The sequence below is a fragment of the Halorubrum lacusprofundi ATCC 49239 genome, assembly GCF_000022205.1.
GTDB classification, from domain to species: Archaea; Halobacteriota; Halobacteria; order Halobacteriales; family Haloferacaceae; genus Halorubrum; species Halorubrum lacusprofundi.
This window is the reverse complement of sequence record NC_012030.1, coordinates 74,258-94,949: the sequence shown is the minus strand read 5'-3', so window position 1 is coordinate 94,949 and position 20,692 is coordinate 74,258. Positions and strand designations below refer to the sequence as shown.

Here is a 20,692-nt window from a genome sequence, read left to right as displayed (position 1 = left end):
AACGCGAATACTATTCTGAAACTGATATCCGAGTATTGGCAACAGTCGAGTGAGATCTCCTGCACAACACATCGATAGAGGGGTGTAGTCGACCAATGAAGTCCACTTCTCACGCACCCGGATCAAAATATTGACCGAACCACTTCGCTCTTATGTAGAACTGTGGAGTCCCCCTACAGCAAGGCAGTCGACGAGGAATTCGAACGATGCGCCAGCGAGATTCACCGATCGGAAGATACCAAAAGTATGAGCGGCCTGCTCCAAGCCGTGCTTGGAGAGGCCGCGAAACTTCCGCAGCCACGGCTTTAACCAACAGATTTGATACTAAAAGGTTAGTTTGTTGGTTAAGATGTATCACAGTCATCTCTCAGGCGGGCCACACATCTTAGTCGCCAGCTCCAAACAGTCGCCGACCTGTTTGAGACACAGACACTCGCTCAGATTCTTGCAATATGGTCCGGCTATAGTCTCCAAAATCTTCGATGAATTCGACATTCCACAAGTAACTACCTACGATTGCACCCAAGAACCCTCTACCTAGGTACGTTGATAGAAACTAGTCCGTACTTACGTAATCCTCGATTTGCATATAATATTTTTATTGTGATATCCGTGTGATGGCATACGAACCGTGAAGCGTAGAATGAATATCTCATGAACCTTCTATTCTGATTTGGTTTCTACACCCTTCAAAGACGAACGCAATGGAGAATCTCAATGATACGTTCGAGTGCCACCTCCAAAGCAAGGAAAAAACCGTGATGACGAGGTCGAAAACTATCAGCGGAACGCTGCTCACGAGTATAAAATCTGTATAGCGTTATATGATTTATTCATATGGTGCATTATTTCACCAAATATATCGTGGGTTTAGCAGACTCTCGTAGTCAGCGTAACCCATAAATTTATAATTAATCCTACTGAATGACTGAACAACCAGAATATGGGACTCTTAGAATTACCACACGAGGCAGCGAGCAGGCTTCTACTTCGAAATCTGTTCTCAGAACCTCATCCAGACAACAGCCGGGGCATAACCCAATGAGTCACCCTGAGTCCGATCAGGAAAGCGAGCTCGAACCACAGCAGCCTTCGTTCGACGATGTCCGGTGGTCGGCCTGTTCACTCGAAGACTTCACACAGCTCTACTGGGAGCAGGTTGCTCCGTGTCTCGAAGCAGAAGGCCTTGATCCTACGGCGGAGAAACCAACCCACCAGTGGTTCAGTGATCACGGTGTGCGGTCATTTCTCGCGGCCTTTCGTCGACACCACGACCGATCTTTCGGAGAGTTCTGGAGTGAAGATCTCGGACTTGGTGACGACGATGACGGCTACACTTGGGCAACTTCCGATGAGCAAACAGTCGACGCACTCGAGCGATTCTTGGATCGTCGACAGTCGCGGTACGGTCTTTCGACGTCTTCTGTCGACACCCTCCGAACGCGGCTGAACCTCTATGTCCGGGCGTACTCTGAGGCAAACGACACGGATGATCTCCTCTCGCCAATTCAACGTGATCGAGACGCACCCGCATACGAAGCTGTCGATGCATGCTATGGTGCATTTGACTGGCTGAATGAGGGGGCCGAACGCGAGTACAGTGCTCAGACCCTCCAACGGGTGCGACGCATCGTCGACGCTTGGTATCAGCATCTGGTCGGTCGACGAATCGCTTCGATGAATCCCGCCAGCGGATTGTATGAAGAATTCAAGTGGGAAACCAAAGACTCGCCGACCCCATCACTGTCAGCGGCCCATATTCGCCAGCTGATGGAGATGGAAACGACCTCACGAGACCAACTATTGGTGGTTGCCCTCGCTGGGTGGGGACTCCGAGCAGGCGAGGTCGCGGCACTCCACATTTCGCAGTTCAATCGCGATGTTCCCGACGACGACGTCCCCCATATCGCATTCGAGAGCCGTAAGAACGGTCCTGGAGAAGTATCGGTACTGTTCGGTCTAGATATCCTGGACTCCCGAATTGATGAACTTGGAGAAGATGAGACGTGGGACGGATACTTGTTCCCCTCACCGCAGGGCCAAATCCCACACGTAACGCGGGACACAATCCGTAATTGGTTCCAAAAGCTTGCTTCAGAAGCCGATCTTCCAGATCGGATCGAAGGCGAGCGTCCGAGTCCGCAGCTCTGTCGACGGTTCTGGTATGATACCTATACTGCAGTTCTCGAAGGAGTCCTCGAAGGCGTCGAAGAAATAGCTGCAGAGCAGGGTAGTAGCGATCCACAGGTCGTTATGCAGAATTACCTCTCCGACTCACGATCTCGCCAGTTACGTCGCGAATTCATGCGTGAGCAACTGATGGGAATCTTCAGGGGTGAGAGTTAGATTTCATCTAGGTCGTAACCCCACTCCCGGAGTACCTCTGCAATGAGCTCTGGATTCCGCTGTGCGACGACCATCGAAGCCTCTCGGTAATCAGATTTGTACACCTTTTCACCGAGCAGCTCTTCGAGCGTATCCTGGAGTTCGTCCTCGGCTTCAAGCACACCTTCACGAAGGAAGTAGGGAACCTGTTCGCGGCCTTCGTTTACTTTGTCTCGCCGTAACTTGTACGGGATCGAGTCCATTGTCGGTCGTTGAGATTCTGTTTCAGAGGAGGTCGACGATGGCGTACTCTCGTGTTCGTCCTTTATTTCGGTTGATGATGGATCGGCGTCTTCTTCGCTCTCTGTCTGGGGTGTATTTCGTTCCTTCTCAGTAGATTGGTCGACGTCGCTTTCGGAGTCGTCGAGGCCAGCATCTCGTGAACCGGATTTGAGTCCCATTATGCAGTCACCTCTGGAATCTCAAGCCCTGCTTCCCGTTCTAGATGACGAGCCAGCTCGTCAAACTGGTTGAGTGTCTCAGTTTCGTAGTCGCGCTTCCGGCTCCGATGCTCCTCAACGTACCTGTACGGGCTACACTGCTGTTTCCAGCACCCTTCCATCAGCGACCCTCGTTCGCCAATAACAACGGGAACTGAGAATCCACTCCCACGGAGATCTGCCAGAATTTCTTTCTGGTCACGTGTGTCCTTATACCCAATCGGGAGGACTGCAAGCACTCCCACGTCAATATCAATACTTTCCTCTAGGCCATCGACGAGATCGTCGAGACCTTCAATCGATTCTTGACCCTTTGCAGTTGCCTCAAATGGAATAACGACGTTCCTGACTGCAACCAATGCATTGTACAGAATTGGACCTGCCTTACCTGCAGAATCTACGATGACGACGTCGTATTTATCGCGAACGTTTGCCTCACTGAGAACACGATGGAGTTGATGGTACATACTGTAGGACTCACCGAAATTCTCAGCCTGATTTTTTTCGTTCAGTAGGAACTCGTGGAGGTCCTCGAGCATATTGTGAGATGGTATTAGGTCAATCCCTTCTTCGACCTCAATAGCAAGATCGTGGAATTCTCCTTTTGGACGCCCTACGAGATGTCGGACCAGATTGTCGACGTTTGGATCTCCACGGTCGTAATCTGGACCGAAGAAATAGGTGAGACTGCCGTTCTGTGTGTCCATGTCGATTACGAGGACCTCATGTCCCGCGCGTGCGTGACTCGCTGCAAGTGTCGCTGCAGTGGTCGTCTTTCCGACCCCTCCAGCCTCTGAAACGGGTGCATAAGTGAGCATTATAGGTAATAGTAGGAAGCTATGAATATAAATCTAAGTCAGACATTGTAGCTACATCATCCAGCTATATGATGTAACTATACATTCTAACTATACCGTTCAGCTATAGTCAATAGCTGCGCCTTATATCGAGAGACGCCATTATAGTATAGCTATAAAGTATAGTTGAACAGTATAGCTATAGTTGATAGCTATCTTTTTGGGGGAGATATCCGCTGGAATATTGGTTGAGCAAGTCGACCTTCCACAAGTAGGATTCGATCCCTCTACCTTACTCGACCATTTGCTGAACAAACGTCGTACAGTGATCTCCAAGGACAGACAGCCCCTCCTCAATATCATCACCATCAACGATCGGCACGTAGAAAATACCCGGTGCAACTCGCTGTCCCGAATCCCATTGTTCGTCACCGACGCTTATTGCATCCCACTCATTTGACTCCCGAGTTGCTGCTGAGACCGCCTGAAATGGTTCGGTGGGTGCGTATTTAATTTTGTAATAGACATAGCACAACAATGGCTCGGGCCACTCGTCGCGGCCCTGGGTTTCTGGCTCGACCCACTCGAGACCAATATTCAATTTGAGATTGTTTCCATCGCTGTTGGTCTGCATCATGGTTCCCTCGAACCGTAAGGTCCCATACGTCGGCCCTGGGGTCGGGTTGTGTCCCTTGTCGTAGTCCAAATTATTGTCGAACAATCCCTCTTGCTCACTCGTCATAATATCGTCGAGTGTATCCTTGATCCTATCGTAGACCTCATCCTCGAAATCGTCGACCAACCGGACGGCCTTCACGTAGCGATCGTTCGTCAATCCATCCGTGAGTGTGTCGTTAGTCACGAGGGTCACCTCCCAAAGAGGCTCTCAGATACTTGATCTGGTCGTCAATGTCGACACCACGTACACTAGCAAGATCGGGCACGTCCCCTCCGGCGGTGATCTGTTCGATCGCCGACTGCGAGTGGAATTGCATAATCTTCTGTTCGATCAACGTAATAAAGAGGTACGCACTCGCCTGCCAATTTTCGTTGATTTCCGCTGTAATTGCACGCCGGAGTGCCGCTGCAACGTCGTTCCACCACAGGATCTCTACGTCAACAAAGGCCTCAGAGTAGATTGTTGGAGTGCCCGCACCGGATAGATCGATATTATCTCCAAACGCATCCACAACGGCTGGTTGTTTCAGTTCGGGAACCAAGAGATAGTGTGTCCACGGCTTGTCGTGGTCAGTGTTTGCCTCTGCGAGGTAGGCTGCCTCTGAGGATTTTTCGTAATGTTCGTCGCCTTTCTTCAATTCGATTGAAAACGACAGCTCCGGAAACTCGACAATGATGTCGACTCGTCGGTCGTGGTGTTCTTGACTGGACATGTGGATTTCCCTGTCGACCGACGTCGTCGACTGTTCTGGTACTCCAAACAGCTCGTGGGAAAACCGACCGTCTGAGGACCGAATCAAATGCGCAAGCCACTGTGACCAGTTTTCCTCTTGGTTTGTGCGTAAGGGCCCAGACATTGGCGATTGTGGCTCCCAACTCTCGCACAGAGGATCCTGAGTGAAAATGCTCTCGTTGGCTGCCCACTGTAAATTCGATTGCTCGATCAGCTTGCTGACCACCTCGAGACCATGGCCGTGGTACTCGACGTGGTTGTCCCACCACCCGTCGATGTCCGCCCACTGTTTGGTAATCACCGATGACACAGTTGCAGGTAGATACACCAACTAATGAAGATTCGGTCAAGTACCCAGCCACAGGTCTACTTCCGATCGTCGAAGCACTGTCCCGCCACGCTCATTGCATCGAAGATGAAAACACATCAATCTCACCCCTTCCAGGACAGCCACCAAGAACCTGAGACAAACATCCACTAAAGCCAGTTAAGATTCCAACAGACAGACCGACAACAGCTCGTCTATTCATGTATACAAATAAACAAACTTAAAATAAATATCTTTTCCAAGGATAACTGCATAAACAACACATGACTACCTAAAGGCTACTACAAGACTGCGAGCGCAAGTGACCTAGTTTCTATAGAAGGTTGGGGAAGTCAAATAGACTGAAACTCATAAAGCGAGTTAAAATACTTTCTTAACGACTTGACTTGCCACCTTCTCAGCGACTACCATTCCAAGTAGAAATGCAATGGCGACTAGCGTAATACCTGCAGCAGAGGAAACAAACCATCCAACACCGAGAGTACTGAATATCCCTACAAGAAGCACGTACGCAGTATACATAATTGGAAATCCTATACCAAGGACAGAAGCAAAGTACACTATGCCAGCCTTGACTAGTGGTTTATTAGAGGATGATGTTTTCACGGACATGATAGATAATTCACTTTCTCCGACAATATAACTTCCCCTTGCGAACACGGACATATCTGATTCGTCCACAGAGGTCCTGAAAGAGCGTAGTTCTGAGTATAACCGCTCATATGTGCCGGGATAGACATCATTCTCCGACAAGCAAACCAACCTGTTGTTCGTGTGTTCAAACAGGAGAGGTGTGTAGTACTGCGAGCGCAAATATTGTGTCACTAGACTGCGAAATTTCTAAAATGTGTTGACACATACAGAAAGTATATAATTACAGTTTGATTATTTCTAAATAGTATGTTTCGACGTGGGTTCATTGGAGTGGTTTTTTCTTCCCTTCTTAGTGGATGTATAGCCTTCTCTGGAGGTGGTGACGGATTCATCGACATACACAATCGAACCGATTCTGTACGGGATGTTACTGTAACGTTGGTCCAGCAAGAATCCCAAGAAACAGTTCTTGATGAAACTTACCACGTTGAGCCTAACTCCGACCAGCGTATTGACGACGCATTTAATGACGGTGTTTTTGAGGCAGAAGTCATAGTCGATAACGAGAGAAGCGAGGAATTCGAGTTAGGTGTCGGTCGATGTCCCGGAACTCGGTTTTTCATTGGAGTGGAAATAGATGAGATAATCCTTGATCAGAGCGTTTGTGACTGAACAGAGTCTGCAGTACCTATTCTCTCAGCTGTGCAGCTAAGTTCCATTATTATAGATCTGAGGTCAGTTAGTAGAAACTCACCCCCTGACGGGATGAAATCCCCATATCCGACACTATGGGTAGGTTATTGGAATGACGGTCCTAGATTATCGGTTGTCGAAATTTGCCACGATAGTTCTCCACCGTCCGATACGTTACCGCCTAATATCTGACCAGTAGTTTCGTCGCTCGAAGAGTTTGGATGGAATACAGTCCTTCCGAGGTCCTCCCCCGAGTACTCGTCGTCGAGTGTGAATCGAACGTCATACCAGACTCGTGACTCGAACACGGATTCATAGGTCTGTGTTTGTCCGGGTTCAACGATAGTTGTCGCAGTGAGATTTCGTTGGGGGACTGCAGTGTCGGGAGTTCCGGTAACGGTATCGTGTCCGTCTCTTCGTTCACCTTTCGAAGTTCCCACATTGAGAACCTCAATAGAGATCTCATGTGGGACGGTATGATCGTTGTCAAATTTCAGGCTTCCTGCAGGAAGATCCTCAGAAGAATCCATCAAGCCGATTCCAGAACAGCCTGCTAATGACGTGCTCACTCCGATAATTCCTGCTACTCTCAGAAATGAACGGCGATGGGTGGAGGCCATGCAGTATCGTTAAAGTCGATTGTCAATAATTTTTCTATACGCAGTCGTAGTGATCAGCGGTGTCAAAAAACAAAACCTAGAAATAAAGTTCTTGGTCGTGTCGCAAAGTCCTCTAGAGTTCAGTAGTAACTGACTCCCGTGAAGGCGGGGTTGCCTCTGGTGTCCAAACCGAGGTACCCCATGCACGCCACAATCGACGTGCGGTTCGAACTGAGTATCGACGACGACAAAACGCTACCGCTCGCCACGCTTGCCGAGGCCGTCACTGACCAGAACCTCGAAGCAGTCCTTCTCGAATCGCTGGTCGAGAGCCTCGACGCCGCCAGCGTCGAGGCGCTCTGTGGTGAGAAACACGCACATGGCAACGGTGACCAGCGCTTCCAACGCGCCGGCACCGACACCCGCACAGCTGTCACAACTGCCGGAGAACACGAGTTCTCTCTCCACTACGTCGAAGATACAGCCGCTTCCCCAGACGAATCCAGCTACTTCCGGCCCGTCGAAGACGTTCTCGACTTCGACGGGCAGAACCGCTATCAGCAGGACATCGCCGCCAAAAGCGTCGATCTCGCTACCTCGCTCAGCTATCGAGACGCTGCCAATCACGGCGACAGCTTCGTCTCGATGCCGTCGCCGACCACCATCAACCGCCGTGCCAAGAAATACGGCCACAAGCTCAAACAGTTCCTTCCAGACTGTGTCGCTGGCACAGACGCTGACGCCGTCATTCCTGACGGGACAAAGTGCCACAGCCAAGACGACGACCGCTCGTCCCACTCCGTCCAAGCAACGCTCGGCGAAGACACCGCCGAAGAGTCACGCTCCCTGCTGGATCTGTCGGTCAACGCTGACTGGGACGAAACTGCCGCCGAACTCGATGATATCGGCGCAGTCACTGACGACGCGACGGTCGTCAGTGACGCTGATAGCGGCATCGTCACAGCCTTTACCGACGAAAACCGTGACCACCAGCTCGATCTCGTCCACGTCGGCCGAACGCTGGGTTACACCCTCTGGGACGATGGCGTCTTCTCCTTGGACCGTCGGAAGGAGATCGTTTCGGAGGTGATCGACGAGGTGTTCCATCTGAAGAACTCTGTGGCGAAGCATCGTCCAGCGGAGGAGTTCGCGGCGATCCGCTCGCGGATCGCGCGAACGAGAGAGCGATTAGAGAAGACAGCGTGGCAACTGGAGCAGTTCGGGTCAGCAAAGGCTGCAGGGTATCTTCGGCGGTGGCTGCCGTCGATTGTGACGTTCGCCGAGCACGCTGTCGAGGGGTTCGAGGTTCCGTGGACCTCGAACCCCGTCGAACGACTGATGGGCGAGGTCAGCAAGCGGTGCAAGAACCAGTGGATGCGCTGGACAGCAGAGGGATTGGAAGCGATACTCCAACTTCGGTTGGTGAAGTACGCCGACCCCGAGTACTACCAAGCGTTCCTCGACGAACTGCTCCAACGTTCGACCAAAACAGCAATCAACTGTGACCTCTCAATTGAGAGTACCAGCGGCAAAGTCTAGACCGCTTTGCAACACGACCTGTCGTTCAGTCGTAGACAATAGTATACCTCGATTTTCGATATCATATTATAATCAGAAATAGATCGCCTTCACTTTGAGCTAACCAACAAAGCAGGTCTAAGGTGGAGATTTTGTTGGTTAGCTTTAGAACTGGTTGAATTTGGTTCATCCACCGAGGGTTGCTATAACAACTAGGTGGGAATTTAGTATGTTGTAGTCGAAGTCTCAGCTTCACAGAGTTTCACATCACATCCACCCTACAGGAGAATCCTTTTTATATTGTCATTGTATGTGATTATTTGGATGATATCCCCCAACTATAGAGGTGAGTCAGAAAGGTGCGAATAATGGCTCATCTGTCAGCACGGGCAGACACTGCCTACCAAGATGACTACCATCACAAACTTCGTGGTCGACTCTGGAATGCTCTCGATGGAACCGAATACGGCGAACGGCATGATTCCGGTGAGCCACCAGGATTCGCGTATTCAAATCCGTTCCCCCCACACGACATGCAGGAGGGTGACGAGCGAAAACTGATTGTTTCCTCGGTGGAAGATGGGCTCCTTGCGCACGTCGCGGCAGACCTGCTTGAAGAGCCGGAGTTCAATATCGGCGAGATGCCGTTTCACGTCGACGACGTGACCTCATTTACGCCAGATGTCGGCGAACCAGGCACGCAGGGAATCATCGAAAGCGGCACGGGCTTGTTGATCCGAATTCCTCCTTGGCGGTGCGAGGAGTACGGAATCGACCATCCCGGGGGCGACACTGCTGTCTTCTGGCAGCCCGAACACACCACCGAACCGCTGATCACCCAACTGCGGGCTAACCTCGACAAGAAACACGGACTGTTCTGTCCCGACTACTTGCCGGGACCGAGCGAGCGAGACACAGAACTGTTCGACTCCTACGAGTTGATCAAGACCTTCTCGATCCCGGTGACTGTGACCGAGGGTACGCAGATGACTTACGTCCTCAGTAAGTGGCGATTCGGGTATACGGTCCAAGACGACCACCACCGTCGACACCTCAACCTCGCGCTGGATACAGGGTTAGGTGAGCGGAACTCCCTCGGCTTGGGATTCATCAATATTACGGACAAAACGGCACCGTGGGAAGTCTCATCATGAGCGGCCCGACACGGGAAGACTTCGCAGCAGCCATCGATGACTACTGGCATGGTCGACCACCGACCAGCCTCGAAGACGTGATGTCACTGTACGGTGTACTTGCAGTTGCCGAATCCGGAGGCTCGCTGTACGGTACGCCAAGTACGCTTGACCCCTTTATCGACGACGGGCGTTTGGTCGTTATTGATCTCGATTTGACTGGCGACGAGCCAACATACGAACAAGGAGGCGCAGGTATCAGCGTCGATACCCTCCGCACCGATGATATAGCAAAGCTCGCGTACTCACACAAGTCCTCCGGCCGGGGAGCGAAGTACAGTCTCACGCAGATCGGATCGAAAAACGGAAACGACGCCTCGGGTGTTGCTGGGACGATCCTGAGGCGTGTTCGTTCATGGACTAATCAAGATAGCGTCCAGAGTATTACTGGTGACAACGGACACCCTGATGCGTGGGTTATCGAAACGTTAGACAAGGTATTCACGAAAGACGGCGAGACACTCGAACGAATTCAATCAGATATAGAGTCACTACTACCCACAGACGATTCAGTCCCGACTGTACTGACTGTCCGCTGTCGGATCAACGACACAGATCTCAGCACTACTGACAATGATGACACAGACTGGTTTTGGCCCGCCGATCTCGATGTACTCAACCGAGCAATGCGACGCTACGCGACGGCCAACGCCACTGACAAGAATATTAGTTCTGGCCCTGCTTCCGAAGGCGAGGCAGTCGGTGTTGTGACCGATCAGGTGGGTCGTGTAGTCGGGACACCTGAAAGCCCGCTGGAAGTTTTTTCAGTCAAACATCCGGATGCTCAGCCCGGCCTCCGACGTGACCAATCGTGGCGAAACTATCCGGTGAGTGCCGACGTTGCGATGCTGTTCAGTAAAGGTCAGGACCTTATCGAGCGCTGTGTGCTTCGCCGAGGCGGGGTTGAGACGTACACACTCCCGTACTTCGCTGGCGAACTCACCGAATTAAAAGCTGAAACACTATATCGGGCGATCCATTCACTCGATTCAGAAAGCGAGTACACGGACAGTTCACATGCCCCGATGGCGAGAGTTACCTACGAGATCCAAGAAAACGACGATCCAGCAGTTCGGGCACTGAAAGACGAAATCCGATTCTATGTCGTCTCATTACCAATCAGTGACGACAAAAACATCATCGCCGAAGAACCCTCGGCGGGTATCTATTGGGTCTCCGAACTCGCAAAGTCGCTTGTCGACACGGTCCAAGGGCCGACACTCTCGCCCGAATCGGGAGGATTCAGAACCTACGATAACTGGGACCTCCTTGATTTTCCCGACGAGACGGGTCAGGCTCGAAACGTCGCGTTCGGCAAAATCGTCGGCCACACATTCACCGACGCCGTGTTTGCCTACCGTGACGAGGAGGGGGACGACTTCCGACGAATCGTCGACCACCGACTCATCGCCGGAGTACCACTTGACGCCTCGATGCTCTTTTCAGAGTACATGCAGCGCTGGGGTGACGAGTTCGATGGCGACGACCCGGTTCCACAACAGGTCATCGCCCAACAGCTCGTGCATCTCGAATCGCTGTCGCGTGCCGGACTCCTAACAGGACTCGACGCGGCGGTCGAACCAACGGACACAGAGACTATGACAGCAATCGAAGACACAGACACTGACCTTTCGAACCTCGCGGCGATCCGTAAGTACCGACTCGAATCGTTCCTCGACCGACCCATGTTCACCGAGAACGCCGAGCGAAAGGCAACCGCCCTCGCTGGCGTTCTCGTCGGACAAATAAGTTGGCATCAAGCAGACGAGCGCGATCTCGGTCGACCGCTCGACTCGAAAACGCGTGGCGATCAGCTCACGAAAAACGGGCTCGAACAAGCGGTGAAAACAGCCTTAGAAAAGGCAAAAGTGTACGCACACGACTCAAAACAGTACGCTGACCGAGATATTCTGTTCCCTGAAACAGTCGACCTGCTTCTTGAAACGACGGAGCAGATGCCGACCAAATGGGAGATCGACAAACGTGATCTCCAGTTTGCCTACGTGCTCGGACACGCCCACGGTCGACGGTCGATGCCGAACGCGTTCGATCTGTACAAAAAAGACGACGCAAGCGAGGAGAGCGAAGCAGCCGAATCGCCCGCAAACTGATCAATAAAACACCATATACCAATGACACTCAACCGATCCGAAATACTGTTCATTTACGACGCACAGGACTGCAACCCGAACGGCAACCCTATCGGCGACAACCGCCCCCGACGCGATCCTGACACCGGACAGGGAATCATTACCGATGTCCGTCTCAAGCGGTATCTCCGCGACCAACTGCTCGACGACGGGTTCGATATTTACGTCAAAAAGCTCGATGGAGATGCACGGCCGCGTACAACTCTCGCGTTGGATGTGCTCGAAGATATCGACGACGTAGACGACATCGAAGAGATCGAAGACGTCGGTGAACGATTCCTTGCGGCCGCCACTGACGTTCGGTACTTCGGCGCAACGATGAGTTTCGAGTCAAGTGACGATGAAGAGGACGAAAAACTCCGACAAGCCCTCGGGAGTGCGCTTCCGAACCAGTATCAGGGGCCGGTTCAGTTCCTGCCAGCGAAATCGTTGAACGAGGTTGAAGACAACGAGGAGTACGATTCTCTCACGAGCGTCATCTCTACGGGCGATGGGAACCGGCAGGGTGGATTCGATCTCGACGACAAGAGAATCAAATACGGGATCTTTCCCTTCTGGGGGTTGGTCGACAACCACGGCGCAGAGTCGACGAATCTGTCCGAGACAGATGTCAAACGTCTCGATTCGCTCTGCTGGCGTGCGTTGAAGAACCAGACGACATCCCGGTCAAAACTGGGCCAAGAGCCACGGCTCTACGTTCGACCGGAGTACAAACCTGATAATTATCACATCGGTGGACTTCACAACCATGTCACGCTGTCCGATGAAAACGACAAACCGCTCCGTTCGATCAACGATGTCGTCTTGGATGTCTCGAATCTCGTTACGGCGTTGGATCGCGCCGAGGATCGGATCGAGACCGTCCACGTCGTGGGAAGTGACTATCTGACACTGACAACCGGTGATAAGACGATCCCGGCGAGCGAGTTCGGCGACCATCTCGAATCGGAAGGCCACTCAGTCCACCAGATCGACGTTCTCGAAGAGCGTGATTTCGCGGAGTAAGCCCACCGGCATATCACAACTTCAATGACACCATCCATCAACGCCAGCGGCGTGCCTGATACTTGCCTTTCGTTGACCGTCCGGTCGACATGGGGGCATTTCAAGCGCGTCGGGCGTAGTGTTACGAAACAAACCTATCGGATACCACCACGGACTACTGTCGCTGGGATGCTCGCAGCTATCGTCGGCAGCGACCGAGACTCGTACTACGATGTCTTTGGAGCTGATACATCCGCTATCGCCATCACGCCGTTATTTGATATCCGAACCGTCAATGTTCCAACAACCGGGTTAGGGACGGATCCAAAACAGGCAGTGACGAAGACAGCAGGGAGTCGACGGAGTTACGCACTCACATATCAGGATACGGAGGGCGACCGACAAATACACGCGTACGAGCTGCTCACCGATCCGGTATATCGTATCGACGTAGCTGTTGAAGACGAAGCCTACTACGAGAAACTCGAACGTCGACTCGATAACGAGGAGTCCTACTACCCGCCGAGCCTTGGCAAGTCCGAGTATCTCTGTACGGTTGAAGACGTCGAGACCGACGTTTCGCCAACGGAGCTTGCTGAGGCCGAGCAGTACGATGTCGACTCGGTCGTTCCGGGTTCACTGTCCGAGGTAATCCCACAACAGGGAGTTACCTACGACATCGAACGCTCACCGGCAGTCATGGAGGCGACCCTTGGCGGACGGAAAACGACACGTTTCGACGACTACGTGTATACACGCTCAGCTGATACGCCCGTTCGAGTTGGCTCTACGGCAGATGTAACACCGGTGTCGGTCGGTGATCGAACAGTCGTCTTCCGGTAATCAAAAAATCCAATTCCCCTATATGGAACTCCCACTCATTTCGCATCCGAGAGAGACCGATAAGAACCGGCAACATCCAGCAGACCAGACAACTGAGGAAGGTCACCTACTACTGACAGCACACAGCACTAGTGTTCCCGAACGAGCGACGACACTGTTTGCTGGCCCAACTGAACGAGAACTGTGGCTGTGGGTCGCAGCAACGCTCCACGACTTCGGGAAAGCAACGCCGCAGTTCCAAGAACACGTGCGTCCAGACGAGGAATACGAAGGACCTGATGCAGAAAAGAACCACGCACGGCTTGGAGCACTCGCAACGTGGTTCGTCCTCAATCGGGCCAGTGCCTCCGACCGCGATTGTCTTGCTGCAACGCTCGCGGTTGCACGACATCACCAAGCGTTGCCTAACGCCGCAGAGTATACAGCAAACACACTAATCGAGGCGTTTGATGAGGCTGTGATTCAGGCACAACTTGATCGTATTGACGACACATGGCCCGAAGCCGCAGACGAGTTCTTTGCGATGGCAGGCCAGCAGTTCGATACCGTCGACACGGTCTCTTGGGAGGCGTTCTACAAATGGGCAAGCAACGGTGAAATCATCCCGGGCCTACAAGCACTGAGTACCGAAGCAGAACTCACCGGCCGACGCAAGTCGAATAAAAACCTCCCAGAAGCACTGTATGACCGAACGATACACTACTGGGCATCGCTCACGCTTGCCGACAAGAGCCATGCGATGACGATCTCGGACAACGAACTGTTCGGTTTCGACACGCTTGATTTGTCGACGCTTGAACAGTATATTGCAGGGTTGCGAGCGACACCACCTGACGACGAACACGAAGCAGCATTAAATGACGAACGTGAGCGAGCACGCCGTCAGGCTGTTTGTGGTGTCCACGAGTGGCTCGACAACGATGAGTCGGCCATCGCAACACTCACACTCCCGACAGGACTGGGAAAAACGTTCACGGGTCTTTCAGCTGGGTTCGAAACACGAGATATTCTGGATGGACGTAATGACAGAGACCATCCACGACCACTCGTGTACGCACTTCCGTATACGAGTATTATCGAACAGACTCGTGAGTTATTCGAGAATCCGGAGCTGTGGGGCGTCGACCCGACACGGTCCGCACTTACCGTCCATCATTATCTCAGCGAGACCGTCGTCATTCACGGGGATCACGACGATTCAGATGTCGACATAACCGATGCGGATCAGGCTGGATTACTCGGCGAGTCGTGGCGTGATGGAACGATTCTGACAACCTTCGTACAACTGTTTGAGAGTCTCACAGGACCCTCAAACCGGCAAGGGTTGAAACTCCCTGCGCTCGATTCGGGGATCGTAATTCTCGATGAGCCACAGGCACTTCCGAAAGACTGGTGGGACGCGATTCCACGCCTGCTTTCGACGCTGACCGACGAGTTCGATACCCACATTATTTCGATGACCGCTACCCAGCCCTCGGTGCTCCGAGAGGTCAACACCGTCTCATTGCTTGAGGACGGACAGACACACAACGTAACAGCGTGTGAAGCGTGCAGTCAACGGCCAGCATACGAGACTGACCTCCCACCGGCGAATGAAGAACGCTATTTCGACCAGGCCGAACGAGTCCAGTACACGCTTGATAAGACTGCATTAACTCACCAGATCAACAGCGACAATGGATTTATCGGGTACGAGGAGGCCGCAACGCGGATCATCGACCGTACAGAAACCGGCGAGTCGACGCTTACGGTGTGTAATACTATCGCCAGCTCGGCAGAACTCACCGATATAATTTGTGAGAACGAGACAGTTGCCCATCTCGGTGTTGCTGTTCGGGAGTATCTGACGAGCAACAATATCAGTGCAATCGATCCGGAGCAATCTCCAAAAGAGATTGCCTATGAGGTGCTCGCCTCACATCGACTTATCCCTCCAGTTGATAAAACCGGGTCGTGGTCGACACCTGAATCCAGCTCGCTGTTCGTGTTGACATTCAACTCACGATATCGGCCGTTCGACCGCCGGATACTCATTCATCTATTGACGATGCTCTCGACAGCACCCGTTCGGTTCGTTTGTGTGTCGACACAGGCCATCGAGGCCGGTGTCGATGTAAGTTTCAAAACGGTGTTCCGCGATATCGCACCGATAGACAGTATTGTTCAAGCGGCAGGACGGTGCAACCGCTCGTACGAGTGGGGAAAAAACGGTGGTCGGGTCATCGTGTGGACCATAGCTGATCCGGACGAAGAAACACCAGCCGAACCGACGGAGAAACCGCCTGCAGGGTACGTGTATGAACGAGGCTCAAATGAGGCCGGTGTTCGCGGGCATCTTCGGCTCATCTCTGATGTGCTTGCAGATATCGGAGAGACCGAGCAGATTCCCGATGTATCCATTTCGCTTCACGCTGTCGAAGCGTATTTCGAGCAGATACATACGACCAAATCCGTCGCAAACACCGACATCCGAGATCATATCGAAAACGCGGAAGCACGGTGGCTTGCTCGTCAATCACTCATCGGCGGATACGAAACGGTCGACGTCCTCGTTGCAGTAACCGAAGCTGATAAGAAGACTCTCGAAAAGATCACTGAGGCGTTCTGCGCAAACGACAGTTTTGGGTTCAAGAAACTCGATGAAGCTTCACAATTACGCGTATCGCTTCCGGTTCGGACGATGGAAGACGCACCGAAGATCCAACGAATTGATCACCGAGATCGTGGCGACGAGGGGGCACAGGTCTTTGAGTATCGAGGTGGGAGTGGTCTCGAATACGGGTTCGACTCTGGTGGACTCCAAGGTGTCGAAGACACTATTTTAGGGCGGTTCTCGGTATGATTTGCTCCCGATCACACTCACTGTGTAATTGTGAGTGGTACCGAACGAGCGTCCTACTAGTCGACACAGACAAACAGAGGACTATTCGATGACTCAGAATCACGATCCCGGCAGCGAGGAACTGATATCGGAGTTTATTGAGCGTGAACGTGCACCACATCGTGAGCCTCGTGTTCGGGTAACTGGGCTGCTAGTCCAGTACTATCACGTCTGTAAACGCGAACTCTGGTTTACCTCGCGGGGAATCGATATCGACCGCAGCGCAGCGAACATCCGACGCGGAACACACATCGATGAGACCAGCTATCGTGATAACCGCCGGTCATTCCAAATAAACGGTCGAATCGCACTCGATATGCTCGATTCCGGTGAGGTGATGGAGGTCAAAGCCTCGTCGACGCTGGAAAAACCTGCGCGGATGCAGTTGCTTTACTACCTCTGGTATCTCGACCGAATCCTCGACATCCAACGGGACGGTGTACTGGCGTATCCTGCCGAACGAACACGCGAGGAGGTCAGCCTCACCGAGGACAACGCAGCCGCCGTCGAGGAAACGATCCGTGGCATCATCGACGTAGTCGAGAGCGATAGTCCACCGACACTCGACAAAAAACCATACTGCGATTCCTGTTTGTACCAAGACATCTGTTGGCTCTAATCATGACGAAACCCAATCATCACGTATTCACCGACGGCGAACTGTCGCGAAGTGAAGACACACTCAGAATCGACACCCTCGATGGGGAGGTGGAACACCTACCGGTCGAAAGTATCGACACGCTGTATCTGCACGGGCAGATCGATTTCAATACCCGAGCACTCGGCCTGCTCAACGATCACGGAGTTCCTGCGCACGTGTTCGGATGGAAGGACTATTACAAAGGGTCATATCTCCCGAAACGGAGCCATCTCTCGGGAAACACCGTCGTCGAGCAGGTACGCGCGTATGATGATCCGGATCGTCGACTCGGGATTGCCACGTTGATGATCGAAGCGAGTATCCATAATATGCGGGCAAATCTTGTCTATTATAATGCCCGCGACTGTTCGTTCGACTCAGAAATCGATCGGCTCGAATCACTCAAGACGAAAGCAAGCACAGCCGAAAGCATTGACGGACTTCGTGGGACCGAAGCAACCGCACGCAAAACCTATTATTCGTGTTTCAGTGAGATTCTGCGTGACCCGTTCGCCCTAGATCGGCGTGAATACAATCCACCGACCAACGAGACGAACGCGCTCATTTCGTTCCTGAACGCGATGGTTTATACGGCCTGTGTCTCTGCGATCCGCAAGACAGCACTTGATCCAACAGTCGGGTTCATGCATGAACCGGGTGATCGCCGATTTACGCTCTCGCTCGATATCGCGGATATTTATAAACCGATACTCGCGGATCGTGTGCTGTTTCGGCTCGTAAACCGTCGACAGATCAGCCCTGATGAGTTCGAATCGGATCTCGATGGCTGTCTGCTTACTGAAGACGGTCGACTGACAGTGCTTGCCGAGTATGAGGAAACGCTTGATAAAACAGTCGAGCATCCCCGACTAAAGCGAAACGTGAGCTACAAAACACTCGTGCAAACGGATGTGTACAGTTTGAAGAAGCACATACTGACCGGCGAGCCGTACCGGCCGACCGAACGGTGGTGGTAAGATGTTCGTTCTTGTGACATACGATGTTCCCGCCGAACGAACCCACATCTACCGAAAACTCCTCCGGAAGCGGCTGGAACATCTCCAGCAGTCCGTGTTTTATGGGGACATCACAGAGGGGCAGCTCGTAGGAATCAAACAGGACATCAAGTCGGAGCTGATCGATGAGGACTCGATCTATATTTTCGAAGCGGAGGTCTCAGCTGCGGTTCAACACACTGTCTTAGGTGCTGGCGACGACCCCGGGAGTCGATTTACGTAGTTTTCCGTCGACCCCCTAGGGTTTGGCCAGAATTGGAGGTCGACGAAAGTTCTAAATCATAGACCACGTATATGAGCCTTGTGTGGCCTATATTGGCACATCTTTCAGCCGAACCCCTCGTGGGTTTGAAGCGACAGCCCGTCGATGTGGATGTTGAGCTTGCGTGTCTGTTCGTCTTTCAGCCGAACCCCTCGTGGGTTTGAAGCGGGATCGTCACGCTCGCGACGCTCGGCCTGCCGGCCTTTCAGCCGAACCCCTCGTGGGTTTGAAGCACCATTTATGACTGAACAAATCGAAGCAGAAGCCGACTTTCAGCCGAACCCCTCGTGGGTTTGAAGCACCATTTATGACTGAACAAATCGAAGCAGAAGCCGACTTTCAGCCGAACCCCTCGTGGGTTTGAAGCCGAACACCTCAGCGCAGTCGACAACACCGACGATCCTTTCAGCCGAACCCCTCGTGGGTTTGAAGCGTCTCGGATTCCGACGAGATCGAGGAGTTGCCGACTTTCAGCCGAACCCCTCGTGGGTTTGAAGCACGGTTCGAATCCGAAAACGACGAGCCACTCAACTTTCAGCCGAACCCCTCGTGGGTTTGAAGCGATCTCGTCGAGCATGATCACGACCACGCGCTCGTGCTTTCAGCCGAACCCCTCGTGGGTTTGAAGCGGGAAGATCGTGGTCGAGGGAACCGGGTCGATAATGCTTTCAGCCGAACCCCTCGTGGGTTTGAAGCGCCCGTGAAGCCCTGTCCCTGCCGAAGTCGAACCCTTTCAGCCGAACCCCTCGTGGGTTTGAAGCTTGTCGTACGTTACGACGGCAGTGAACGAACCGCCCTTTCAGCCGAACCCCTCGTGGGTTTGAAGCGCCTTCGTCGACGGTGATGACGTCCGCGATCCCGCTTTCAGCCGAACCCCTCGTGGGTTTGAAGCGTCCGGATCGACCGGGAGGTGTGCGGTGCGATCCACCTTTCAGCCGAACCCCTCGTGGGTTTGAAGCGTCGCCATCGCGGGAGAGTGCCTCAATCGTGGGGCTTTCAGCCGAACCCCTCGTGGGTTTGAAGCCGTTCGAAAAAGCGACTGTGACCCTGTCTTGCGCCACTTTCAGCCGAACCCCTCGTGGGTTTGAAGCCACAGGTAAACGCGCCGAACGGGTGGACAATCTCGTCTTTCAGCCGAACCCCTCGTGGGTTTGAAGCTCGTATCTCGCTCTGCCAGCCGATTCCCAGCCATCCTTTCAGCCGAACCCCTCGTGGGTTTGAAGCATCTGGTCGTCGTAGTCCCCGCTGGTCGGCCGCGACTTTCAGCCGAACCCCTCGTGGGTTTGAAGCCCCCGGTTTGAGCCAGCGATAGCGACACGAGGAGGCTTTCAGCCGAACCCCTCGTGGGTTTGAAGCTATCATCCGTGGGCTGGCGACAACGCCGATTCAGACTTTCAGCCGAACCCCTCGTGGGTTTGAAGCATCGAGGCGCTCGGAGGGACCTACTGGATAGACGGCCTTTCAGCCGAACCCCTCGTGGGTTTGAAGCAAGGACTTCACCGACTCAAACGGGAACAGCCTACTTTCAGCCGAACCCCTCGTGGGTTTGAAGCGGCGTGTTGTCCGTCGCGTCGACGAACGTGTACTCCTTTCAGCCGAACCCCTCGTGGGTTTGAAGCTTCCGCCACGTATCGTCGCCCTCAGGCTTCGCGTTCTTTCAGCCGAACCCCTCGTGGGTTTGAAGCGACCTCGCCGGCGGCCTGGGCGCGGTCGGACTCCGCCTTTCAGCCGAACCCCTCGTGGGTTTGAAGCGTCGCCCTTGCGGGAGAGTGCCTCAATCGTGGGGCTTTCAGCCGAACCCCTCGTGGGTTTGAAGCCGAGTCGTTCGGAAGCGTCGCGAAGACGAAGATACTTTCAGCCGAACCCCTCGTGGGTTTGAAGCCCGTATCCGTGGGAACTTGAGGGCGCCGGCGTCGCCTTTCAGCCGAACCCCTCGTGGGTTTGAAGCGCGTCTTCGA

17 protein-coding genes, 1 pseudogene and 1 CRISPR repeat array (1 of these 19 only partly in view) are annotated in these 20,692 nt (G+C 53.1%); of the genes and pseudogenes, 11 read left to right on the top strand and 7 right to left on the bottom strand.

The annotated features are described in order from the left end of the window. Positions 1 to 150: 150 nt before the first annotated feature. Positions 151 to 309: pseudogene (locus tag HLAC_RS19000) on the bottom strand (IS1595 family transposase); the annotation flags it as partial. 732 nt (positions 310 to 1,041) lie between these two features. Between HLAC_RS19000 and HLAC_RS16260 the strand changes: the two are divergent. Next, on the top strand, positions 1,042 to 2,346 hold the full coding sequence (locus HLAC_RS16260; protein ID WP_049933923.1) for a tyrosine-type recombinase/integrase: 1,305 nt from the start codon (positions 1,042 to 1,044) through the stop codon (positions 2,344 to 2,346). Here HLAC_RS16260 and HLAC_RS18995 read toward each other — a convergent pair. The 5 genes from HLAC_RS18995 to HLAC_RS18990 form a co-directional block, all read right to left on the bottom strand. After that, the gene (locus HLAC_RS18995; protein WP_049933921.1) at positions 2,343 to 2,786 is read right to left on the bottom strand and encodes a DUF7970 domain-containing protein; all 444 of its coding nucleotides are present in this window, start codon (positions 2,784 to 2,786) and stop codon (positions 2,343 to 2,345) included. The genes HLAC_RS16260 and HLAC_RS18995 overlap by 4 nt on opposite strands. Then, positions 2,786 to 3,643, bottom strand: coding sequence for a ParA family protein (locus tag HLAC_RS16250; RefSeq protein ID WP_012660072.1), 858 nt, complete (start codon positions 3,641 to 3,643; stop codon positions 2,786 to 2,788). Before HLAC_RS16250 ends, HLAC_RS18995 begins: the two co-directional genes overlap by 1 nt. Positions 3,644 to 3,914: 271 nt before the next feature. Continuing rightward, positions 3,915 to 4,484, bottom strand: coding sequence for a hypothetical protein (locus HLAC_RS16245; protein WP_012660071.1), 570 nt, complete (start codon positions 4,482 to 4,484; stop codon positions 3,915 to 3,917). Beyond that, entirely contained in the window at positions 4,477 to 5,343 is an 867-nt protein-coding gene (locus HLAC_RS16240) for a hypothetical protein (protein ID WP_049933918.1), read from the bottom strand. The genes HLAC_RS16245 and HLAC_RS16240 overlap by 8 nt, the downstream gene beginning before the upstream one ends. A 378-nt stretch (positions 5,344 to 5,721) precedes the next feature. Continuing rightward, entirely contained in the window at positions 5,722 to 6,042 is a 321-nt protein-coding gene (locus tag HLAC_RS18990) for a hypothetical protein (RefSeq protein WP_143054156.1), read from the bottom strand. Positions 6,043 to 6,261: 219 nt separating this feature from the next. Here HLAC_RS18990 and HLAC_RS18985 point away from each other — a divergent pair, with 219 nt between their 5' ends. Continuing rightward, positions 6,262 to 6,627, top strand: a complete 366-nt coding sequence (locus HLAC_RS18985; protein WP_089672961.1) for an Ig-like domain-containing protein — start codon at positions 6,262 to 6,264, stop codon at positions 6,625 to 6,627. 125 nt (positions 6,628 to 6,752) lie between these two features. Here the strand turns inward: HLAC_RS18985 and HLAC_RS18290 are convergent, their stop codons facing one another. Then, the gene (locus tag HLAC_RS18290; RefSeq protein WP_012660069.1) at positions 6,753 to 7,268 is read right to left on the bottom strand and encodes a hypothetical protein; all 516 of its coding nucleotides are present in this window, start codon (positions 7,266 to 7,268) and stop codon (positions 6,753 to 6,755) included. Positions 7,269 to 7,448: 180 nt separating this feature from the next. On the opposite strand from HLAC_RS18290, the gene HLAC_RS16235 reads away from it, so the two are divergent. The 9 genes from HLAC_RS16235 (at position 7,449) to cas2 (ending at position 18,695) form a co-directional block, all read left to right on the top strand. After that, the gene (locus HLAC_RS16235; protein ID WP_012659191.1) at positions 7,449 to 8,786 is read left to right on the top strand and encodes an ISH6-like element ISHla10 family transposase; all 1,338 of its coding nucleotides are present in this window, start codon (positions 7,449 to 7,451) and stop codon (positions 8,784 to 8,786) included. 347 nt (positions 8,787 to 9,133) lie between these two features. Further along, a complete protein-coding gene (gene cas6, locus HLAC_RS16230; protein ID WP_012660068.1) occupies positions 9,134 to 9,919 on the top strand; it encodes a CRISPR-associated endoribonuclease Cas6 in 786 nt (261 codons plus the stop codon). Further along, on the top strand, positions 9,916 to 12,069 hold the full coding sequence (gene cas8b / locus HLAC_RS16225; protein WP_012660067.1) for a type I-B CRISPR-associated protein Cas8b/Csh1: 2,154 nt from the start codon (positions 9,916 to 9,918) through the stop codon (positions 12,067 to 12,069). The genes cas6 and cas8b overlap by 4 nt, the downstream gene beginning before the upstream one ends. Positions 12,070 to 12,090: 21 nt before the next feature. Beyond that, positions 12,091 to 13,113: a type I-B CRISPR-associated protein Cas7/Csh2 gene (gene cas7b, locus HLAC_RS16220; RefSeq protein ID WP_012660066.1), complete on the top strand. Its 1,023-nt coding sequence runs from the start codon at positions 12,091 to 12,093 to the stop codon at positions 13,111 to 13,113. Positions 13,114 to 13,137: 24 nt separating this feature from the next. Then, positions 13,138 to 13,935 (top strand): type I-B CRISPR-associated protein Cas5b, encoded by a 798-nt coding sequence (gene cas5b / locus HLAC_RS16215; protein WP_012660065.1) that lies wholly within the window; start codon positions 13,138 to 13,140, stop codon positions 13,933 to 13,935. 22 nt (positions 13,936 to 13,957) lie between these two features. Continuing rightward, the gene (locus tag HLAC_RS16210) at positions 13,958 to 16,777 is read left to right on the top strand and encodes a CRISPR-associated endonuclease Cas3'' (protein WP_012660064.1); all 2,820 of its coding nucleotides are present in this window, start codon (positions 13,958 to 13,960) and stop codon (positions 16,775 to 16,777) included. Positions 16,778 to 16,865: 88 nt separating this feature from the next. Next, positions 16,866 to 17,435 (top strand): CRISPR-associated protein Cas4, encoded by a 570-nt coding sequence (gene cas4 / locus HLAC_RS16205; RefSeq protein WP_012660063.1) that lies wholly within the window; start codon positions 16,866 to 16,868, stop codon positions 17,433 to 17,435. 2 nt (positions 17,436 to 17,437) lie between these two features. Next, on the top strand, positions 17,438 to 18,433 hold the full coding sequence (gene cas1b / locus HLAC_RS16200) for a type I-B CRISPR-associated endonuclease Cas1b (protein ID WP_012660062.1): 996 nt from the start codon (positions 17,438 to 17,440) through the stop codon (positions 18,431 to 18,433). Between the two features lies 1 nt (position 18,434). Further along, on the top strand, positions 18,435 to 18,695 hold the full coding sequence (gene cas2, locus HLAC_RS16195; protein WP_012660061.1) for a CRISPR-associated endonuclease Cas2: 261 nt from the start codon (positions 18,435 to 18,437) through the stop codon (positions 18,693 to 18,695). A gap of 101 nt (positions 18,696 to 18,796) precedes the next feature. Beyond that, a CRISPR array of direct repeats spans positions 18,797 to 20,692; the repeat unit is 31 nt; unit sequence CTTTCAGCCGAACCCCTCGTGGGTTTGAAGC; it runs 6,833 nt beyond the window's last position.